14 protein-coding genes and 1 tRNA gene are annotated in these 19,723 nt (G+C 67.7%); 8 read left to right on the top strand and 7 right to left on the bottom strand.

Annotated elements, in window-relative coordinates; all coding sequences use genetic code 11:
• Nucleotides 1-67 precede the first annotated feature (67 nt).
• Both tsaE and FHT08_RS06740 read right to left on the bottom strand, forming a co-directional pair.
• Entirely contained in the window at nt 68-568 is a 501-nt protein-coding gene (tsaE, locus tag FHT08_RS06745) for a tRNA (adenosine(37)-N6)-threonylcarbamoyltransferase complex ATPase subunit type 1 TsaE (protein WP_166774632.1), read from the bottom strand.
• Nucleotides 565-2,052: an NAD(P)H-hydrate dehydratase gene (locus FHT08_RS06740; RefSeq protein WP_166774631.1), complete on the bottom strand. Its 1,488-nt coding sequence runs from the start codon at nt 2,050-2,052 to the stop codon at nt 565-567. Before FHT08_RS06740 ends, tsaE begins: the two co-directional genes overlap by 4 nt.
• 24 nt (nt 2,053-2,076) lie before the next feature.
• Here FHT08_RS06740 and queG point away from each other — a divergent pair, with 24 nt between their 5' ends.
• Together queG and xseA are read left to right on the top strand one after the other, a co-directional pair.
• Nucleotides 2,077-3,144 carry a tRNA epoxyqueuosine(34) reductase QueG gene (queG, locus tag FHT08_RS06735; protein WP_166774630.1) on the top strand — a complete coding sequence of 356 codons (1,068 nt, stop codon included), beginning with the start codon at nt 2,077-2,079 and terminating at the stop codon, nt 3,142-3,144.
• 53 nt (nt 3,145-3,197) lie between these two features.
• Nucleotides 3,198-4,538, top strand: a complete 1,341-nt coding sequence (xseA, locus tag FHT08_RS06730) for an exodeoxyribonuclease VII large subunit (RefSeq protein ID WP_166774629.1) — start codon at nt 3,198-3,200, stop codon at nt 4,536-4,538.
• Nucleotides 4,539-4,771: 233 nt separating this feature from the next.
• Here xseA and FHT08_RS06725 read toward each other — a convergent pair whose 3' ends face one another.
• Nucleotides 4,772-6,019 carry an AcvB/VirJ family lysyl-phosphatidylglycerol hydrolase gene (locus FHT08_RS06725; RefSeq protein WP_166774628.1) on the bottom strand — a complete coding sequence of 416 codons (1,248 nt, stop codon included), beginning with the start codon at nt 6,017-6,019 and terminating at the stop codon, nt 4,772-4,774.
• A 253-nt stretch (nt 6,020-6,272) separates the two neighbouring features.
• On the bottom strand, nt 6,273-8,135 hold the full coding sequence (locus FHT08_RS06720) for a formylglycine-generating enzyme family protein (protein ID WP_166774627.1): 1,863 nt from the start codon (nt 8,133-8,135) through the stop codon (nt 6,273-6,275).
• Between the two features lie 97 nt (nt 8,136-8,232).
• Between FHT08_RS06720 and rnd the strand changes: the two genes are divergently transcribed.
• The 5 genes from rnd to FHT08_RS06695 all read left to right on the top strand — a co-directional run bounded on the left by rnd (nt 8,233) and on the right by FHT08_RS06695 (nt 11,966).
• Nucleotides 8,233-9,327 carry a ribonuclease D gene (rnd, locus tag FHT08_RS06715; RefSeq protein WP_166774626.1) on the top strand — a complete coding sequence of 365 codons (1,095 nt, stop codon included), beginning with the start codon at nt 8,233-8,235 and terminating at the stop codon, nt 9,325-9,327.
• 452 nt (nt 9,328-9,779) lie between these two features.
• Nucleotides 9,780-10,181 (top strand): H-NS family nucleoid-associated regulatory protein, encoded by a 402-nt coding sequence (locus FHT08_RS06710; RefSeq protein WP_047125217.1) that lies wholly within the window; start codon nt 9,780-9,782, stop codon nt 10,179-10,181.
• Nucleotides 10,182-10,256: 75 nt separating this feature from the next.
• Nucleotides 10,257-10,332 (top strand) — tRNA-Ala (locus tag FHT08_RS06705).
• A 172-nt stretch (nt 10,333-10,504) separates the two neighbouring features.
• The gene (locus FHT08_RS06700; RefSeq protein WP_166774625.1) at nt 10,505-10,681 is read left to right on the top strand and encodes a hypothetical protein; all 177 of its coding nucleotides are present in this window, start codon (nt 10,505-10,507) and stop codon (nt 10,679-10,681) included.
• A gap of 205 nt (nt 10,682-10,886) precedes the next feature.
• Nucleotides 10,887-11,966 (top strand): sensor domain-containing diguanylate cyclase, encoded by a 1,080-nt coding sequence (locus FHT08_RS06695; protein ID WP_166774624.1) that lies wholly within the window; start codon nt 10,887-10,889, stop codon nt 11,964-11,966.
• Nucleotides 11,967-12,185: 219 nt separating this feature from the next.
• Here FHT08_RS06695 and FHT08_RS06690 read toward each other — a convergent pair whose 3' ends face one another.
• Nucleotides 12,186-12,695 (bottom strand): chemotaxis protein CheW, encoded by a 510-nt coding sequence (locus FHT08_RS06690; protein ID WP_047125215.1) that lies wholly within the window; start codon nt 12,693-12,695, stop codon nt 12,186-12,188.
• Between the two features lie 11 nt (nt 12,696-12,706).
• A complete protein-coding gene (locus FHT08_RS06685; protein ID WP_166774623.1) occupies nt 12,707-14,365 on the bottom strand; it encodes a methyl-accepting chemotaxis protein in 1,659 nt (552 codons plus the stop codon).
• Between the two features lie 301 nt (nt 14,366-14,666).
• Between FHT08_RS06685 and FHT08_RS06680 the strand changes: the two genes are divergently transcribed.
• Nucleotides 14,667-15,287 (top strand): DNA-3-methyladenine glycosylase, encoded by a 621-nt coding sequence (locus FHT08_RS06680; RefSeq protein ID WP_166774622.1) that lies wholly within the window; start codon nt 14,667-14,669, stop codon nt 15,285-15,287.
• On the opposite strand, the gene FHT08_RS06675 is transcribed toward FHT08_RS06680, so the two are convergent.
• Complete coding sequence (locus tag FHT08_RS06675; RefSeq protein WP_166774621.1) at nt 15,227-19,621, bottom strand: DEAD/DEAH box helicase; 4,395 nt, start codon at nt 19,619-19,621, stop codon at nt 15,227-15,229. The genes FHT08_RS06680 and FHT08_RS06675 overlap by 61 nt on opposite strands.
• Nucleotides 19,622-19,723: the final 102 nt, after the last annotated feature.

Below are 19,723 nucleotides of genomic sequence, written 5' to 3'. Positions count from 1 at the left end.
GCTGGATTCAATCACCCAAACGTGTGAATTGCAAGGTGATTTCCCTTAATAATCCACAACCTGGCGTTCATTCTTCCTGTGAGCTGGTACAAAGGGACTGCAACTGAGGCAGGCCCGACAGCCGCGCCAGCCAGCCGCGCCCGGTATCGCTGCGCCCCAACAGCGTGACGCTCCGCCCATCGCCGTCGACCGCCAGTTCCACGTCTAGATCCACCGGCGGCAATGCACCTGCGCCGCGTTCCGGCCACTCGACCAGCCACAGGCTCGCGCTGCCCTCGTCGAGCCCGAGAAAATCCAGTTCCCCGGCTTGTCCGATGCGGTACAGATCCAGGTGCCAGGCCTCGTCGCCAGTGCCGAGCGGGTAGCGCTCGACCAGCGTGTAGGTGGGGCTGCGAATCGGCCCGGTGACGCCGAGTGCGCGCAGCAACGCGCGTGCCAGCGTGGACTTGCCTGCGCCGAGATCGCCGTGCAGTTGCACCATCGCACGGGCGGGCCGTACCGCAGCCAGGGCCTGCCCCAGGGTTTCGGTGGCCTGCGCATCGACCAGAATCGCGTTGAGCTGGCTCATGCAGTGGCTCCGGCATTGGCCAAGCGGCGAAGTTCGGGCAGCAGATCGGTCGGCAGCAGGCCGCGCTCGCCCGCGCGTGCGGCCGCATCGCCGGCGCAGGCATGCAGCAAGGCGCCCAGGCTGGCGGCATCGAATGGCGACCACCCCTGTGCCAGCAAGGCCGCGATCACGCCCGTCAGCAGGTCGCCCATGCCGCCGACCGCCATGCCCGGATTACCGGCATCGATGATGCGCGGCACCGCGTGCGGCGCGGCGATCACGCTGCCGGCGCCTTTGAGCACCACCACCGCATCAAAGCGCCTGGCCAATGCGTCTGCAACGGCCAGTCGATCCTGCTGAACTTGCGTGGTCGACAGCCCCAGCAGGCGGCCGGCTTCGCCGGGATGCGGGGTCAAGACGCGCGGGCCGCGCGCCGGCTCCTTGTTGGCGGCCAGCAGATTCAGGCCATCGGCATCGATGACGATGGCGCTGTCCGAGGCCAGCACCGTACGCCACAACTGTTGCGCCCAGGCGTCCTGCCCCAGGCCCGGACCCAGCGCCACCACGTCGGCCGCATCGGCCAATGCGGCGATGTCGTCGTCGGCCTGCACCGGGCGCGCCATCGCTTCCGGGCAGCGCGCCAGCAGCGGCGCGACGTGCTCGGCGCGGGTGGCGACCTGCACCAGCCCTGCCCCGCTGCGCAAGGCCGATTCGGCGGTGAGCATGATCGCTCCGCCGCTGCCGAGGTTGCCACCGACACACAGCACGCGGCCGGACTCGCCCTTGTGCGTATTGCGTCGCCGTGGGCGCAACTGCGCGGCCAGGGCGTTGATGTCCCAGCTGTGCGCGGCCGGCGCCAGCCCGTCGAACGCGGCATCCGGCACGTCCAGCGACGTGGTTGCGCGCGTGCCGGCATGCTCCAGCGCATCGCCGGTATAGAGCCCGACGTGCGGTACGAGGAACTGCAAGGTGGCATCCGCGCGCACCGCGGCACCGAAGGCCACGCCGTGATCGGCATCGATGCCGCTGGGCACATCCAGCGCAAGCACCGGCACACCGGCTACGTTGATGGCGTCGATCAAGGCGGCGGTCTCGGCGTCGGGCGCGCGGTTGAGGCCGATGCCGAACAGCGCATCGACGATCACATCTGCCTGTGCCAGCGGCGACGGAAATAGCTCGATCGCACCGCCCACGCCCAGATAGTCCGTGCAGGCACGTTGTGCCAGCGGCGAGGCCGGGCCGTGCTCGGAGAGATGTACCACCTGCACCTGGCGCCCGGCCCGCTGCGCCAGCCGTGCCAGCACATAACCGTCGCCGCCGTTGTTGCCGGTGCCGCAGACCACCACGATGCGGCGTGCCTGCGGCCAGCGATCCAGCAGATGCTGCCAGGCGGCCTGCCCGGCGCGCTGCATCAAGGTATAGCCGTCGCCGCCGAGCAGCGTGGTGGCCTGCGTGTCCAGGCTGCGTGCGGCGGCGGTGTCGTAAAGATCGAGCGGTGCGTACATGCCGGGAATTCTATACTTGTCGCCATGTCTGCCGTCCTCGCCCGCCCCGACCCCAGCGACGCCGCCGCGCGCATCCGTGCGCTTGCGCGCGAGGCCGGCTTCCAGCGCTGCGGGATCACCGGCATCGAGCTCGGCGAAGACGAGGCGCATCTGCGCAGCTGGCTGGAAGAAGGCCTGTACGGGACCATGCACTGGATGGCCCAGCACGGCGACAAGCGTTCGCGCCCGCAGGAGCTGGTGCCCGGCACCTTGCGCGTGTTGTCGGTGGGTATGGACTACGGCCGCAAGGACGACACTGAGGCCTGGAACACCTTGCACGACGGCCGCCGCGCCTACGTGGCGCGATACGCGCTGGGGCGCGACTATCACAAACTGATGCGCAACCGGCTGCAGAAACTGGCCGAGCGCATCCAGGGCGAAGTCGGCGCGTTCGGCTATCGGGTCTTCGTGGATTCGGCACCGGTGCTGGAGCGCGCACTGGCGCGCAATGCCGGGCTGGGCTGGATCGGCAAACACACCTGCCTGATCGATCGCAACGGCGGGTCGTGGTTCTTCCTGGGCGAGATCTACCTCGATCTGCCACTGCCCATCGACACCCCGGCCACCGCGCATTGCGGCACCTGCACGCGTTGCATCGACATCTGCCCGACCCAGGCCATCATCGCGCCCTACCGGCTGGATGCGCGCCGCTGCATCGCCTATCTCACCATCGAACACGAGGGCGCGATTCCCGAGCAGATGCGCAAGCCGATCGGCAACCGCATCTTCGGTTGCGACGACTGCCAGCTGGCCTGCCCCTGGAACAAGTTCGCCCAGCGCACTGACGAAGCCGATTTCCGCGCCCGCAACGAGCTGGATGTGGCGACGCTGCCGCAGCTGTTTGCCTGGGACGAAGCCGAGTTCCTGCGCCGCACCGAAGGCAGCCCGATCCGTCGCAGCGGCCATCAGCGGTGGCTGCGCAATATCGCGGTGGGCCTGGGCAATGCGCCCGGCACGCCGGAGGTATTGGCGGCACTGGAGGCGCGTCGCCACGACGCGTCGGAGCTGGTACGCGAACATGTGGGCTGGGCGCTGGAGCAACACGGTGGGTAAGTTCGGCCCGATGCACTCACGCATGCGCATCGCCGCTGCGGGATAATGCGGCGATGGCCGACCGCAACGAACAGATCCTCACCCCCAGCCAGCTCAACACGCTGGCACGCGACCTGCTGGAAGGCAGCTTCCCGCTGGTCTGGGTGGAAGCAGAGCTGAGCAGCGTCACGCGCCCGTCCTCGGGCCATCTGTATTTCACGCTCAAGGACGCGCGCGCGCAGATCCGTTGCGCGATGTTCAAGCCCAAGAGCACCTGGCTGAAGTTCCAGCCGCGCGAAGGGCTGCGCGTGCTCGCGCGCGGACGTCTCACCCTGTACGAAGCGCGCGGCGACTACCAGCTGGTACTCGACCACATGGAAGAGGCCGGCGAAGGCGCCTTGCGCCGTGCCTTCGACGAACTGCGTGCGCGCCTGGCCGCCGAGGGCCTGTTCGATGCCGAGCGCAAGCAGCCGTTGCCGGCGCATGTGCGGCGGCTGGCAGTGATCACCTCACCCAGCGGTGCAGCGGTGCGCGACGTGCTCAGCGTCCTGGCGCGCCGCTTTCCGTTGCTGGAAGTGGACCTGCTGCCCTGCCTGGTGCAGGGCGACAGCGCCGCGGCGCAGATCACCTCGTTGCTGCAGCGCGCCGATGTGTCCGGGCGCTACGACGTCATCCTGATCACCCGCGGCGGCGGCTCGCTGGAGGACCTGTGGGCCTTCAACGACGAACGCCTGGCCCGCGCGATTGCCGCCGCGCGCACGCCGGTGGTGTCGGCGGTCGGGCACGAGACCGACTTCAGCCTCAGCGATTTCGTGGCCGACGTGCGCGCGCCCACGCCTTCGGTAGCGGCGGAACTGCTGGTGCCCGATCAGCGCGAGCTGGTCGCCCGCGTGCGGCGCGCGCATGCCCGCATGGCCCAGCTGCAGCAGCACGCGCTGGGCAATGCGATGCAGCGCGCCGACCGGCTTGCCCTGCGCCTGCGTGCACACAGCCCGCAGGCGCGGCTGCAACTGCTGCAACGCCGGCAGCAGGACGCCGGCCGCCAGCTGCGCGCGCGCATGACCCAGGTGCTGGAGCGTCTGCAGGCACGCGTGCAACGGACGCAGGCGCGCCTGCAAGCGCATAACCCGCAACGCGATCTGGCCACGCTGCAGCAACGACTACGAACACTGCATCCGCAGGCAGCGATGCAGCGACGCCTGCAGCACGATCAACTGCGGCTGCGTAGCCTGGCACGCTCGCTGGAAGCGGTCAGCCCGCTCGCCACCGTCGCGCGTGGCTACGCCATCGTGACCCGCACCGCCGATGGCAGCGTGGTGCGCAGCGCTGCCGAGGTCACCGCTGGCGAGCGCCTGCGTGCGCAGCTGGCCGATGGCAGCATCGAGGTGCGGGTCGAACCGGGCAACGACGACTGACAGCGGTAACCACGCTTGCTGCCTGGTTGCCGCAGGCGATCAGCAAGCGCACACGCATCGCAGTGTCGCGATAACGATGAGCTGCAGGGCGGTCGACCGAGCAGCGCCGTGGATTTGCACAGAGGGCGCGCCGATGCGGCGCTATCAGCTTCGCCCAGGCAAACCAAGCTGGATGAGCCCTTCAACCCGCCGCAGACCGCTCCGCGTGCAGATCAGAGGGCATCACCGGCTCTCTAACCATGAGTGGGCGTCTGCGCCGCCTGCTGCCAGCCCTGCATCAGCAGCCCGGCCAGCGCCACAGGATCATGGTCGAAGTGATGCCCGCCCGGACGCGCCACTACCTGCACGCCACGCGCGCGCAGCTCGGGGCACAGCGTGTCCGTTTCCTGATCGCCGTAGATGCATTGCAGGCGATGCGCGTCCAACGACTGGATCGCCGGTTCCACATCGTGCTCGGCATCGTTGTGCCAGCCCAGCCAGCCACCGACACGCACCTTGAAATCGGCTTGATGGGCAAGGCCGAGCAGGCTGACGAACTGCACCGAAGTGCGCTGCTGCGGCGACAGTCCGGGATAGGCAAACGGCAGCACATCGGCGCCGAACGAGTAGCCCACCAGCGCGACGTGGTGGATATGCCAACGCTGCTGATAGGTCGCAATCACCCGATCCAGGTCCGCCCCGACCTGCTGCGGCGTGCGGCTGGCCCAGAAGTAGCGCAGGCTGTTCCAGCCCACCACCGACACGCCCTGCTGCTGCAATTGCGCGGCAATGCCCTTATCGAGTTCGCGCCAGCCGCCGTCGCCGGACAGCATGACCACCATGCGGTCGCTGCCGGGCGCATGCAGTTCGACCAGCGGCAGATCGCCCACGCCCTGCGCATGCGCCATCAGGAAATGGCCCCGGGTGGCCGCAGCGATCTGCAGGGGGCTGGCAGCGTCGACCAGATCGTCGAGGAAGCCTTGATTGGCATCGGGCACGTCGCGCGAGCAGGCCAGGCCGCCATCGCTGGCGTCGCCATCGGCGACAACCGCGCCACCCAGCACGTCGGGCGCGGCCGAGGCCAGTGCCTGCCGCGCCAGCATCGCGCCATCGCCCTGCCCCACCAGGACCGGCGGCAGGAATGCATCGACATGCTCGGCGCGCAGCAACTTCTTGCCCAAGCGTTCGGCATCGTCGGCCAGGGAGCTGCAGGCTGCCTGATGCGCGCGCAACCGTGCGCGATAGCTGGCGGTGTCGACCACCGCGACCAGTGCGCCGTCGTTGCTCAGCATCTCGGCAAGCCGCTGGCCGTCCTGCGCATGGCCGCTGTCGGGCAACAGCACCACCATGGCCTTCGGCGTGCCTTCCGGACGCAGCACCTCCACCGAGCGGTAATGCCCGGCGGTATTTCCGTCCTGCAGATGACGCGCCACGGCATAGCCGCTGCCGCCGATCAGCAGTACCGCGATGACCCAACGAAACACCTTGATTCCCCAGCCCATCACCGCCATCCTCGCAAGCGCTGGCACTTGGACCGCGACCAAGGCGGCCGGTTCCACCGCGATCGCGGGCAGTGTTCGCAGCGGTTAAGCCTGCGCGCCCGGTCTTGCGGCGGGACCAGACCCCGGAACTGCCCGGGTGATCGCGACCGACATGTCACTTCGAGGCGGGCATGCCACCCGGACAGCCCGGCGATCGGTGATCGAGCTCCGTGCAGGCGCAAACCGCGCTTGCGCACTGGCTTACAGCTGCGCTCTAGATCCCGCGTGCCAGGCGGAAGCCGATCCGTGCACTGGTGCTGTCCGAGTCCTGCGACTGCCGCCAGGCCGCACGCGTCTGCTGCGGCGAGTTGGCCCAGCTGCCGCCGCGGATCATGCGCTGACGGCAGCCGGGGTTGAACCAGGCGGCACCGTCGGCCGGCGCGCGACGGTAGCTGGCATGCCAGCAATCGGCCACCCACTCGCTCAGGTTGCCGCCCATGTCGTGCAGCCCCCAGGCATTGGCGCGGAAGCTACCGACCGGTGCCGGTCCCCAGAAGCCGTCGCCGTAGCCGACGAAGCCGTTGTTCCAGTGCCTGCCGCTGCGCGAGACATCGTTGCCGCCGGTGAAGTTGCCCGCATCCAGCGGCGGCGAGCCGGCATTGCCCCAGGGATAGCGTCCAGTGGTGCCGGCGCGCACCGCGTATTCGAACTCGGCCTCGCTGGGCACGTGGTAGTGACGACCGGTCTGTTCCGACAACCAGCTCGCGTAGGCTTCGGCGTCACGGATGCTGACGTGCATCACCGGGCTGTTGGGTGCGGCCTGAGCGCCGTTGTAGTCGGACTGCCAATCCACCCCGCTGCGGCGGATGAAGTTGCCGCTGCGCTCGTCGTACACCACCGAATGCCCGCGCCGGGTGGCACGCGGACGCGCGCCGGTCGCCTCGACGAACTGGCGGAACTCGGCGACCGTCACTTCGGTGATCGACAACGCAAAGCCGCGCGCAAAACGCACGTAATGCGACGGGCGTTCGTTGTCGGAGGCGCCGGGCTCGGCATCGCCTGCGCCCATCTGGAACGCGCCATGCGGCACCACGATCATCTGCGGACCGCGCCCGCCGAGCTTGAGTCCGTCGGTGAACACCTGCCCGGGGCGGAAGCTGCCGTAATGGGTTGCCAGTTCCAGCCGCCGACGCAGATCGCCGGCCACCGCATCGCCCGGATCGGCGATGCGCAGCACCTCGGCCAGTGTTTCGCCGGCCGCCTTGAGGCCGCGGGGCGAGTTGAGATCGTGCAGGCCGGCGTCGTGCAAAGCGGCGATCTGGGCACGCCGCATACGCTCGATGCGCGCCCGTGCATCGGCAATGGTCGGTGCGCGCTCACGCACCTGCCCGGCCATTTGCAACCAGTAGCGTGCGCCGATGAAGTCGCTCGCCCCGGCCGCCTGTTCGGCGCGTGCCAGCAGGCCGCTTTCCACCGCAGCCAGACCCTGGCGCGTGCGCGGGTTGTCCGGATCCAGCTGCGCCGCATCGCGAAAGTTCACCAGCGCCCCGTTGCCGTCCTCGCCCAGGCGGTCGCCACGCAGATCCTCCTCGCCGGCACGGTTGAAGCTCAGCACCCGTTGCGCGGTTTCCACCGCGCGCTGCAGTGCGCGTACCTTCGGATCCTGCGGAGCGAGTGCCAGTGCCACGATGGCCAGCTCACGCGCCTGTTCCAGCGCGCTGTCCTGACGGTCGGTCTGTTCGATCAGCCCCTGGCCACGCTCGATCAATCGGCGCCGCGCCTGCTCCAGCCCGCGACCACTGGCCGCGTCCTTGCCGTCGGTGCGTTGCTGGATCGCCAGATACAGCGGAATCGCGTCGTCCGCGTTGCGATATAGCCGGTCGTCCTTTAATGCCTGGTCGGCGCGCTTGCGCACCTGCGCCAGCGGCGCATCGCCCAGGTCCACTGGCGGCGGCTGCCATTGCGCCACGGTCTCGGCGGATTCTTCGCCACCGATGGACACATTCGGCTTGCTCGGCACCGCAGTAGCGGCAGGTTGCGGCGCAGCGGCAGGCGCTGGCGTCGGTGTACGCGAACAGGCGCACACGCTGAGCGCCAGCAATGCCCACGCCGCGATCCGGTTACCGCACTCACCCACCACCCGCTCCTTCCAGTGCTCTGCCGCACGACAGGCGATCGCGACGTTAGGCTATTCTGCGCGTTCTGCGCAAACCCTCGCTGTCGACGGAAATCACGTGCCTCATTGGATCACCCACCCCTCCGAGCTGAGCGAACGCCTGCAGGCATCGCGTCCGTCCCGCATTGGCCTGGATACCGAATTCATTCGCGAACGCACCTACTGGCCGCAGCTGGCGCTGGTGCAGATGGCCATTGGCGAGGAGATCCTGCTGATCGACCCACTCATCCCGGGCATGAACGAGGCGCTCAAGCAGTGGTTGACCGCCACCGACATCGTCAAGGTGATGCATAGCGCCAGCGAGGATCTGGTCACCTTCAAATGCGCGTGCGGGGTGTTGCCGCGGCCGTTGTTCGACACCCAGATCGCCGCCGCGCTGGCAGGCGTGGGGGGTGGGATGGGCTATCAGAAACTGGTGCAGGAAGTGACCGGCACCTTGCTGACCAAGGGCGAGACGCGCTCGGACTGGATGCGTCGCCCACTGTCGCCGGCGCAGCTGGAATACGCCGCCGACGATGTGCGCTACCTGTTCGCCATCCACGACGAACTGACCCGCCGCCTGACCGAGCAGGATCGCCTGGGCTGGCTGGCCGAAGACGCCGAGCGCCTGCTCGTCACGGTGGAGCACGACGATGGCGAGCGCTGGCCGCATGTGAGCCTGCGCACCGCGCAGTTCCTGGAGCCTGCGGCGCAACGTCGCCTGTTGCGTCTGCTGCGCTGGCGCGACCTGCAGGCGCGCCAGAGCGATCGCCCGCGCAGCTGGATCCTGGACAACGAACTGGCCAGCCAGCTGGCGCGGTTTCCGCCCGCCGATCTGGACGCCTTGCTGCGCCAGTTCGACAAGTTTCCCAAGGCGCCGCGCAAGCTCGCCGCTGCAGTGTGGGAAGCATTGAATACGCCGCTGCCCGACGAGGACCATGCACCGCTGGCGCAGGCCGCCACCGACGGCAACAAGGCCGTGCTCAAGCGCCTGCAGGACGCGGTGGCCCGGCGCAGCCGCGAGCTGGGGTTGCCCGACGGCATCCTGGCCTCGCGCCGGCACCTGGAAACCCTGATCGAGCAACGCAGCTGGCCCGCACCGCTGGGGCAATGGCGCCGCGACGCGCTGGAAGCGCAGCTGACACCGCTGCTGGAAGACGCTACAGCGCAGTGACTCGATGCAACGGTCCAGAGACCGCGCATACACGCGGCCGTCGCGATGCGGGCAAGGCGCGGAGGGCCGTTCGGCGGCTGCGCCGGTCGTGAATCAGACCACACACTCCGGCGGCATCCCCGTCCATCGCCGCCTCTGCCATTGGATACCGCGCCATCGAGACTGGCAGCCCATCAGGGCGTGTCTGGCCATGATGCCAATCAGCATCTGGCCGACGTCGCACGGCTGTGTCATCCCGCCTGGCTTGCTGTTGTATCGTTACGGTCGGGTCGCAGCTTGCGCAAGCATGCTGGTCGGACTCGCCAGAACACTGCGAACGCGCGACCAGACAAGGCCTGGTCACCGCACCTGCGGGCACGCGCACACGCACCGGCCGCCCCCGGGCCACATGCCATAATGACGCATGCCCATCGGGCAACGTCTCCACCTCCCTATTCCGAGGCTATACCTCTGTGAGCAATACCACCTCCAAACTGGATTCCATCGCACAAGCCAAAGCCAAACTGCTGGACGAGCTGCAGAAGCTGGAAGAACAGGAAAAGACCGAGCGCGCCAGCGAGGCATCCTCTGCGCATGCCACCATCGTTTCGCTGCTGGAGCAGTTTGCCGGCCATTTCAACACCAAGCAGCGCAACGATATTTCCGCTTACCTGGGCACCACCACGGCACGCAAGGACGTGGTCAAGAGCGGCCGCAGCGAAGTCAAGCCGAAGTACGAACTGCCGCATACCGGCGAGACCTGGTCCGGCCGCGGCCGCACCCCCAAGGCCTTCGCCGCCTGGGAAGGCTCGGTGTCGTACAAGGAATGGAAGGCCAAGAACCCGGACCTCAAGTTCCCGCTGATCCGCGAGTGAGTGCCGCAGGATCGCGCCCTAGGCCGCCGGTGTGCTTGGCGAATCGCGCGACATGTGGTTAGAATCCAGGCACGTGGGGCGGTAGCTCAGCTGGGAGAGCGTCGCGTTCGCATCGCGAAGGTCGAGGGTTCGATCCCCTTCCGCTCCACCATTGTTTCGACCGTGAAAGCCTCGGAAACGCCATGTTTCCGAGGCTTTTCCGTTTTGGGCCCTGCATCGGGTAGCGTGTCGGCTCGGTGGAGCGCCCGTGCCCCGGACGCCATGCCGCCAGGATCACATCGCGCGCGCTAACGTCCGTTTCATCATCATTCCGGAGGCAAGCCATGAACAACAAGCAGAGCCAGCCCGACAAGGCTGCCGACAAGCAGCACGGCGTTTCAGAGAGCCAGCAGGATCGCAAACAGGATGAGGCCGCCAAGCAGCGCCCTGGACAAGAGGATATGCAGATCCATGACGAACAGACGCGCCGCCCCAAGGGCAACGCTGGCCAGGGCGAATGACCTGCAAGGCGGGCGGTTTTGCGGCGCATCAGAATGGAATCGCTGGCGCCGACCTGCCCTGCCCGGTGTGGCAAGATCGTTGACGGACCTCATCCGCTGGGGTGGATGAGGACTGCGCCAACCAACGCGTGCGAAGGGCTGCGACACACCGTCGCCACGCACACATATCCATCGCCTGACGGCGCCTTGTTTCGGTGGTCTTGCCATGCAGAATCCTGACGCGTCCGCGTTACACCTCTTCCACGCCACGCTCCTGTCGGGTGATGCCGCCGTTGCGGCGCAGTTGCCGGCGAACGAAGACGAACGCTTGGCTGCATTGCATGACTGCCAACTGCTGGACACCGCGCCGGAGCCGGTCTACGACGCATTCACTTCGATCGCAGCGGTGGTGTGCCGTACGCCGATGGCCTTGATTTCGCTGATCGACACGCAGCGCCAGTGGTTCAAGTCGAAGCTGGGCATGCCGCCGAGCGAAACACCGCGCGAGCTGTCGTTCTGTGCGCATGCGATCCTCGAACCCGATCAAGTGATGGAAGTGGGCGACACCCACCTGGATGCGCGCTTCGTGGGTAATGCGCTGGTCACCGGCGAGCCGCAGATCCGCTTTTACGCCGGCGCCCCGCTACTGACCTCCGATGGGATCGCGCTTGGCACGCTGTGTGTGCTGGATCGCACACCCCGGCGCCTGTCTGTGGCCGAACGCGACGCGCTGCAGGCACTGGCACGGCAGGTCGTCGACACCATCGAGCTGCAACGTGCGGCCAAGCTGGTCGAGCTGGACGCGCTGCGCGACGAACTCACCGGCGTGTGGAACCGCGCAGGTCTGGAACAGGCGCTGCAGACACTCGCACACAGCTCGTCCACCGCCGCCACGCCATCGCTCGCCCTGGCGCTGATCGAGCTGGATGGCTTCAAACGGATGACATTGCAGGCTGGCGCCGCTGCAGCGGATACAACGCTAATCCAGGCTGCCAGGATGATCGAAGCGCAGTTGCCGGACGCCGCCACGGTGGCGCGCCTGAGCCGGGATCAGCTGTGTGTCGTGCTACCCGAGGCGACGGCAACCGAGGCGGTTGAGATGCTCGAGGCTGTGCGCAGGGCGATCGAGGCGGCCAGCTGGCCAGCCGGCACACTGACGATCAGCGCAGGGTTGGTCGACGTGCCGGCCGGTGCCTGGCGCGCCAGCAACACGCTGCTGGCGCGCGCACGGCACGCCTTGCAAGGCGCGATCGGCAATGGACGCAACTGCGTGCATCGCTTCAATGGCTGGCATCGGCCGGACTGAATGGTGCATCACGCTCAGCTCTGGCGAGGCCGATCACCAGGGCGTTGAGCGACGCGATCTCCGGCCTCGGCCAGCGCGGTCGATGCCTGTATACGGCTGCGGCCGTTGCGCTTCCGGAGCATGTCCGGCATACCCGCAGCGTGCGTTTGAGTGGCTGACGCGTGCAGCGCAGCCGTCAGGCCGGTGGGCCGTCGCGTTGTCAGCTGCGCTTGGCCAGACTCAGGCCGCCAAGGCATCGGTGTTGCCGGCGATTTCATCCACCTGCAGCACCTGCACCATGTCCAGCAGCACCACGAAGCGCTCGCCCACCTTGCCCATGCCGCGCAGCAGGTCGCGGCGGATATGCGTGCCGAACGAAGGCGCCGCTTCGATGTCCTGATCGGCCAGTTCGATCACTGCGTTGACCGCATCGACCAGCACCCCGATCACCTGCGGCCCCTGTGCCTGCTCGGTGGCCAGAATCACGATGCAACTGCGTTTGCCGATCGCACTGTCGGCGCGTCCCAGCCGCGATTGCAGATCCACCACCGGCACCACCGCGCCGCGCAGATTGATCACGCCGCGCACGCAGGCCGGCATCGATGGTACCGGCGTGGGTGCGCGGTACTGGATGATTTCGCGAATGCCAAGAATGCTGATGGCGAAGGTTTCGGCATTCAGCTGGAAGGTCAGATACTGGGCTGCCGCATCGGCGTCGCCAGGCATCGCTTCGGGGGTCTGTGCGGTCATCGATCGGTCTCTCAGAAGCTGGCGAATTGGCCTTCGTCCGGGCCCTCGGACATCGCGTACGCGGGCGTCGCGGGGCTGCGCCAGACGCGCGGACCGGGCGCCCCTGCCGGGCGTGCAACAGCCACCTTGCCACGCTTGGGCGGCGTGCTTGCAGGCCCCTGCCCGCCCAGGCGGAAGAACGCCATGCTCTGCTGCAGCTGCTCGGCCTGCGCGCTCATTTCCTCGGCGGTAGCGGCCAGTTCCTCCGACGCGCTGGCGTTCTGCTGGGTGGTCTGACTCAGCTGCACCACCGCCGAATTGATCTGGCTCACGCCGGAGGATTGCTCTTCGGAGGCGGCAGAAATTTCCTGTACCAGGTCCGAAGTGCGCTTGATGCTGGGCACGATGGTATCGAGCAAACGGCCGGCGCGATCGGCCAGTTCGACGCTGGAACTGGCCACCTCGCCGATCTCCTGCGCTGCCACCTGACTGCGTTCGGCCAGCTTGCGCACCTCTGCCGCCACCACGGCAAAGCCCTTGCCATGTTCGCCGGCGCGCGCCGCTTCGATCGCCGCATTGAGCGCGAGCAGATTGGTCTGATACGCGATGTCGTCGATGATGCCGATCTTGTGCGCGATCTGTTTCATCGCCTGCGTGGTGGCGACCACGGCCTCGCCGCCTTCGATGGTTTCCTTCGCGGCTTGCGTGGCCATGCCGTCGGTGATGCGGGCATTTTCGGTGTTCTGGCTGATCGATGCGGTCATCTGTTCCAGCGAGGCGCTGGTCTCTTCCACACCTGCGGCCTGTTCGCTGGCGGCCTGCGACAACGACTGCGCAGTGGCGCTGACTTCTTCCGACGCGCTGGCCAGCGTTTCGGCGCTGGTGTTGACCTCGCCCACCACCTGCGACAGCTTCTGCACCATGGTGCGCATCGCCTCCAGCAGCTGAGCGGTCTCATCGCGGCCATGCACGTCGATGCGCATGGTCAGATCGCCTTCGGACAGGCCGTTGGCCACCGCCACTGCGCGGCGGATCGGGCCGGTGACGCTACGGCTGATCACCACGCCAAGAATCGCGCCGAGCAACACGCCGCCGCAGATGATGGCGATCAGCAGCCTCGAGCTGTGCGCATGGATGCTGCCGGCTTCGGCATTTGCCGAGGCGGCGCTGCGCTCGCGCAGGCCACTGAGATCGGTCATCAGGCTGTCGACTTCATCGGAGCTGGCGCGTACCGCACGTGACAGCGCGGCCAGTTCCGGATTGGCGTCGCGCAAGGCTTCACGGTTGGCGGCATCGAGGAAGCGGCCGCGCTCTTCCAGATATTTCTGCCAGGCGCGGTCGAACTGCGCCAGCTTGTTCCTGCCCTCTTCGGTCTGGAAGCTGGGGCGCGCACGCGTCATGTAATCGACCACCTTGGCGGTGTACTTGTCGATGCTCTGCAAATGCGACTGACGTTCTTCGGCGCTGCTGGCCAACAACAGATTGGCGCGTGCGCGGCCGACGTAGATGAGGTTGATATTGGCCTCCTTCACGTTCGACAAGCCGAGCAGCTCGCGCTCGTAAAGCGAAGTCGACAGGTCGCTGATGCGACCGGAGTTGGAGTAGCCCACCCACCCGATGCATGCGCCGATCGCCGAGACGATCAGGAACGCCAAGATCAGCCTGGTTCCGATTCTGAAGTTGCCTAACATTGGGAATTCTCTTGAAGATGGTGCGTGCGCAACCTTCGTTGCAGGGTCGCCCGGTGGCGCGATACGGGTGCCGCACACTGCGATGCGGCTTGTCTAACTAATCGTTAATGGCTATCGGCGACGCCACAACGTGCTTGAGATGCAAACGACGCCTGGAGGCGTATTCACCTCGACGGATATACGCTTTTGTGACCGGTCATGCGCTAGTACGGTCTCGCAGTCGGAAAATCCCTACCCTTAGCTTCGCCGTTGTCCGGTTCAGTCCGCAGCGACATCACGACTGCGCCGTTAGGCTTGGCGTATGTCGCCACAGCCGCTCCCACGCAACTTCTATGCACACGATGCCCGCCAGGTCGCGCCGCGCTTGCTCAACAAGCTATTGGTCAGCGCAGACGGACGCCGCGGCCGCATCACCGAGGTCGAGGCGTATTGCGGCAGCGAAGATCCCGCCGCGCATTCGTTTCGCGGCATGACCCCACGCACGCAGGTGATGTTCGGCGCGCCGGGGCATCTGTATGTGTATTTCATCTACGGCATGCATTGGGCGATCAACGCGGTGTGCGGCGGTGCGCCCGGGCACGCCGTACTGATCCGTGCGCTCGAACCGCTGGCCGGAATCGCCTCCATGCAGGCCGCGCGCAACGCCGCCCCACTTAGAACCTTGACCACCGGTCCCGGTCGCCTGGCCCAGGCATTCGGGGTGAGCGCGACGGACAACGGGCTGGACCTGACCGACGCAAGCGCACGCCTGTGGATCGAGGACGACGGCCTGCCGCCGCCACCCGAGCCGCGGGCAACGCCGCGCATCGGAATCCGCAAGGCGATGGATGCGCCATGGCGCTGGGTCGTTCCCGATAGCCGCTATCTGTCACGCCCGCTTCCGCGTGCGGCCGGCACGCGCGCGGTGCTGCCGGGCGACTGAGCCAGCCATCGCTCCATCGGCGTCTGCTCGGCGGCGCCCGGCCCACGCTGCAGCAGGCGCAAGGCCTGCTCGGCCTGCTCGCTGCTCAGTTCCTGCAGCGGCTGGAAGCGATCTGCCACCCACACCGCCATCGGCAGGCCATCGAGATATGCCACGCGATTGCCTGGCACGCGCGCGACACGCTCACCCGGCAGGACGCTGCCCAACAGATTGCTGGGGTCGCTCGCACTCACGCACACCCACTGCTGCGGCAAGGCTTGCGCACGCACGCGGCGTAGGGCCGCGATCGCATCCGGCAACGCAAACTGCTCGCCGGACAGCCCGGCGATGAAACGCCCGCCACGGATCTCACCGCGCGCTTCCAGGCGTTGATACATGCGCAGCAATTCGCGCCACGGTGGCAACCACGCCGCCTCGCGCTCCAGCAGCCGCCAACAGACCACGCCGTAGCGACGCAACAGGGTGTGCGCCACATGTTCGAGCATGTCCTGGTGGCGCTCGCCGGCTTCGGCCAGCGGCAGTTCCGGCAGCGCGCGCACCGGCGCCCAGCGTCCGGCATCGCGAATGCCCAGCGCACTGGCGCGGCGCCGGTGGCGCGACAGCGCCGAGGGCCGCTTGGAAGCCGGCACCAGCAGTGCGCGCAGCCCGGCATAACTGTCGCAATGCGCGCGCCCGCGCATCACCAGTTCGCTCAGGGCATCTTCCAGTTCGGTGTTCATCAGGCGGGCCGCATCGGCAATCTCGTCGAAGAACAAGGCGCCTTGTTGCTGCAGGACCTCCGACACCCGTTGCGCGCGCGAACCCAATGGCGCGTCGTCGGCATCGCGTGCCAGGCTGCTCCAGCGCTGCGCCTCGCGACGCGGCAGCAACACGATCGGTGTGCCGCGCAGCGCGGCGCCACTGCGGCCACCACCGGGCCGCAGCCGTGCCCACACGGTGCGCCCGGCGGTGCACAGCTCGTCCAGCCAGGCCGGTTGATAATCGCGCACGCGGGCCGGCAGCAGCTCGCTCTCCCACAGCACGGCAGGCGCCTCGAAGCCTTCCAGCTGCCCGACCACGCCGGCCAATGCGTCCGGCCCTGCCACCCGGCTGGCGCTGTCGAGGTGCTGCCATTCGAACAGGAACCGCGCGTAATCGCGTTGCGCCACCGGCTCGATCTCGCGGCGCAACCGTCCCAAGGTGTAGCGATGGATGCGCGCCAACAGATGGCGTTCGCACCACTCTTCCGACGGCGCCTGCGCGCTGAAGTGGCCGGCCATGACATAGCCCTCGCGCTGCATGGCGGCCAGGGCAAGCACGATCTCGGCCTCTGGTAGGCGCAATGCGCCGGCCAGGGCCGGCACCTGCGCCGGACCGACCGCAGACAGGCGACCGCGCAGCAGCTCGCGCACGGCCCACTCGCGCTGCCAGTCGGCAACGCGGCAATCTGCCGGCGCCCGTAGCGGGGGTAGCGCAACGGCGTGCGGATACAGCGGCACAAACCAGTCGATGCGCTCGGCACTGATCCACAGCGCGGGCGCACCGTCGAACGCAAGACAACTGGCACGCCCATCGCCTGCGAGCGCAGCCAGCCAGGCCTGCCATTGCGCGTCGCTCGCTTCGCCGACGGGAAGCACGCCGAGCCCGACCAATGCTTCGTGCATTTCTTCGGCATCGCGCGGCTGCGGCCAGGCCTGCTCGCGCACCGAGGCGATGGCCTCGGGATCGAGCTGCCCCAGGTCGTCGCTGCTCTGCGGGGTGTAGCGACGGCTTTGCACGGCCTGGGTGCGGCGCTCTTCCAGCGGTGCGTCGTCCAGGAATGCATACGGCCGCGCATTCAAGGCTTCGGCCGCCAGCGGCGACGGTGTCGCCAGATCGCGCGCCACCAACGTGATCGCCCCCGATTCCAGCCCACGCAGCACCTGCAGCCAGCCCTGGCTGTCCATGGACTGATGCAGGCAGTCTTCCAGCGTCTGCGCCACCAACGGATGGTCCGGCACCTCGCGCTCGCCGACCAGATTCTCCGCACAGGCGACCTGATCGGGGAACACGGTCGCCAGCAGATCCTCCGATTTCATCCGTTGCAGTTGCGGCGCGACCTTGTTGCCACCGGCAAAGCGCGGCAGCGCCATCGCATTGGTCGCATTCCAGCGCCAGCGCACGCCGAACAGCGGCGCATCCAGCAAGGCCTGGATCAATACCTGCTCGGCCGATGACGAATGCAGATAGCGGGCCACCTCCGCCAGGGCAAAACTATGACTGGTGGACAGCGACAACACGATCGCATCCTCGGTCGCGGCGGCCTGCAGTTCGAAGTTGAAGGTGCGGCAGAAGCGCTTGCGCAACGCCAGCCCCCAGGCGCGGTTGATGCGGCTGCCGTAGGGCGAGTGGATCACCAGCTGGGTGCCGCCGCTGGCATCGAAGAAGCGCTCCATCACCAGGCATTGCTGGGTGGGCATCGCGCCCAGCGCGGTGCAGGCATGGGCGAGATAATCGACCAGCTGGCGTGCCGCTTCCACCGAAAGATCCAGCACGGTGTGCAGCCAGTCGCAGGCGGCCTGATGGGGCGGGCTGTCCAGCCGCGCCGCAATCTCGCCGCGCAGACGCGACACCGCCGCCGACAATTCGTCGCTGCGGCCGGGCGCCTCGCCCAACCAGAACGGGATGTTCGGCGGCGCGCCCTTGGCGTCTTCCACGCGCACCCGCCCGGCATCCACGCGCAGGATGCGGTAGCTGGCATTGCCGAGCTGAAACACGTCGCCGGTAAGACTTTCGACCGCAAAATCCTCGTTCACCGTGCCGATCTTTTCGGCCTGCGGCTCCAGCACCACGCTGTAGTCGCCGGTTTCGGGAATGGTGCCGCCGGAGGTCAGCGCAGTCATGCGTGCGCCGCGGCGCGCATGCAGGCGCCGATGTACCGCATCGCGATGCAGGTAGCCTGCACGCGGCCCGAGCCGTGTGCTGAAGCCGTCGCACAACATGCGCACCACGTCATCGAAGCTCGCGCGGCTCAGCTGCGCGAACGGCCAGGCGCGACGCACCAAGGCGAACAGCGCGTCTTCGTCCCAGTCCTCGCACGCGGCCTCGGCCACGATCTGTTGTGCAAGCACATCGATCGGCGCCAGCGGAATACGCAAGGCGTCCAGCTCACCGCGGCGCACGCTGTCCAGCAAGGCGGCGCATTCGACCAGCTCGTCGCGGGTCTGCGGAAACAAGCGCGCCTTCGGCGTGCCGCCGACCGCATGCCCGGAACGTCCGGCACGCTGCAGGAAGGTGGCGATCGAACGCGGCGAACCGAGCTGGCAGACCAGGTCCACATCGCCGATATCCAGGCCGAGTTCCAGCGATGCGGTGGCCACCAGCACAGTGAGGTCGCCGGCCTTGAGTCGCTGCTCGGCCAGCAGACGCGTTTCGCGCGAGAGGCTGCCGTGGTGCGCGGCGACGCTCTGCTTGCCGAGCAGATCGCCAAGATGGCGTGCAGCGCGCTCGGCCATGCGCCGGGTGTTGACGAACACCAACGTGGTGCGGTGCTGCTGCGCGAGCGTGGCGACATCGGCATACACCTGCAGCCACTGATCGTTGGACATCACCACGCTCAGCGGCGTCGGCGGCAAGGCCAGTGCCAGATCGCGCCTGCGGGTATAGCCGATATCGACGATCTCGCAATGTGGCGGCCGGCCGGCATCGCCCGCCCCGACCAGGAACTGCGCCACGGTCTCGATCGGCTTCTGCGTGGCCGACAGCCCGACGCGCGTGATCGGGCGCTCGGCCAGCCGCTGCAATCGCTCCAGGGTCAGCGCCAGATGACTGCCGCGTTTGTCCGCTGCCACCGCATGGATCTCATCGACGATGACGGTGCGCACATGCCGCAGCGCGTTGCGCCCGGACGCAGAGCCCAGCAGCACGTACAGAGACTCCGGCGTGGTCACCAGGATGTGCGGCGGCGTGCGGCGCGCCTGTGCCCGCTCACGCTGCGGGGTGTCGCCGGTGCGCACCGCCGCGCGCACCGCAACGTCTGGCAAGCCGTTCGCGACCAGGGCCGTGCGGATGCCCTGCAACGGCGCATCCAGATTGAGGTGGATGTCGTTGGACAGCGCCTTCAGCGGCGAGACGTACACCACACGGGTTTCGTCCGGCAACATGCCGCCGCTGGCCAGGCCATCGCGGATCAAGCCATCGATGGCCGCGAAGAACGCAGTCAGCGTCTTGCCCGATCCGGTCGGCGCGGCCACCAGCGTGTGGCGTCCGGCCTGGATCGCAGGCCACGCGGCAATCTGCGCCGGTGTGGGCGCAGCGAAGGTCTGCGCAAACCACGCAGCCACGACAGGATGGAACTGCTTCAGGACAGGATGCATAGGCGATGCCGCAGGCCGCGATGCCAGGCCAGGAGCGGCGTATGGATTCAACGGGGCCAAGTCCAGTGGATGGGGTTGCGCTACGCCCGACACAAGCCAACC

The organism is Xanthomonas sp. CFBP 8151, assembly GCF_011761885.1.
Lineage (GTDB): Bacteria > Pseudomonadota > Gammaproteobacteria > Xanthomonadales > Xanthomonadaceae > Xanthomonas > Xanthomonas arboricola_B.
The sequence above is the reverse complement of the archived record's forward strand: the minus strand, read 5'-3'. Positions and strand labels throughout refer to the sequence as shown.

What these genes read in the sequence shown, in the direction of transcription:
- FHT08_RS06700 (WP_166774625.1), top strand. Translation starts at nt 10,505, where the DNA reads ATGAACAACAAGCAGAGCCAGCCCGACAAGGCTGCCGACAAGCAGCAC.
- queG (WP_166774630.1), top strand. Translation starts at nt 2,077, where the DNA reads ATGTCTGCCGTCCTCGCCCGCCCCGACCCCAGCGACGCCGCCGCGCGC.
- FHT08_RS06725 (WP_166774628.1), bottom strand. Translation starts at nt 6,019, where the DNA reads ATGGGCTGGGGAATCAAGGTGTTTCGTTGGGTCATCGCGGTACTGCTG.
- FHT08_RS06740 (WP_166774631.1), bottom strand. Translation starts at nt 2,052, where the DNA reads ATGTACGCACCGCTCGATCTTTACGACACCGCCGCCGCACGCAGCCTG.
- FHT08_RS06690 (WP_047125215.1), bottom strand. Translation starts at nt 12,695, where the DNA reads ATGACCGCACAGACCCCCGAAGCGATGCCTGGCGACGCCGATGCGGCA.
- FHT08_RS06685 (WP_166774623.1), bottom strand. Translation starts at nt 14,365, where the DNA reads ATGTTAGGCAACTTCAGAATCGGAACCAGGCTGATCTTGGCGTTCCTG.
- tsaE (WP_166774632.1), bottom strand. Translation starts at nt 568, where the DNA reads ATGAGCCAGCTCAACGCGATTCTGGTCGATGCGCAGGCCACCGAAACC.
- FHT08_RS06675 (WP_166774621.1), bottom strand. Translation starts at nt 19,621, where the DNA reads ATGCATCCTGTCCTGAAGCAGTTCCATCCTGTCGTGGCTGCGTGGTTT.
- FHT08_RS06680 (WP_166774622.1), top strand. Translation starts at nt 14,667, where the DNA reads ATGTCGCCACAGCCGCTCCCACGCAACTTCTATGCACACGATGCCCGC.
- FHT08_RS06695 (WP_166774624.1), top strand. Translation starts at nt 10,887, where the DNA reads ATGCAGAATCCTGACGCGTCCGCGTTACACCTCTTCCACGCCACGCTC.
- xseA (WP_166774629.1), top strand. Translation starts at nt 3,198, where the DNA reads ATGGCCGACCGCAACGAACAGATCCTCACCCCCAGCCAGCTCAACACG.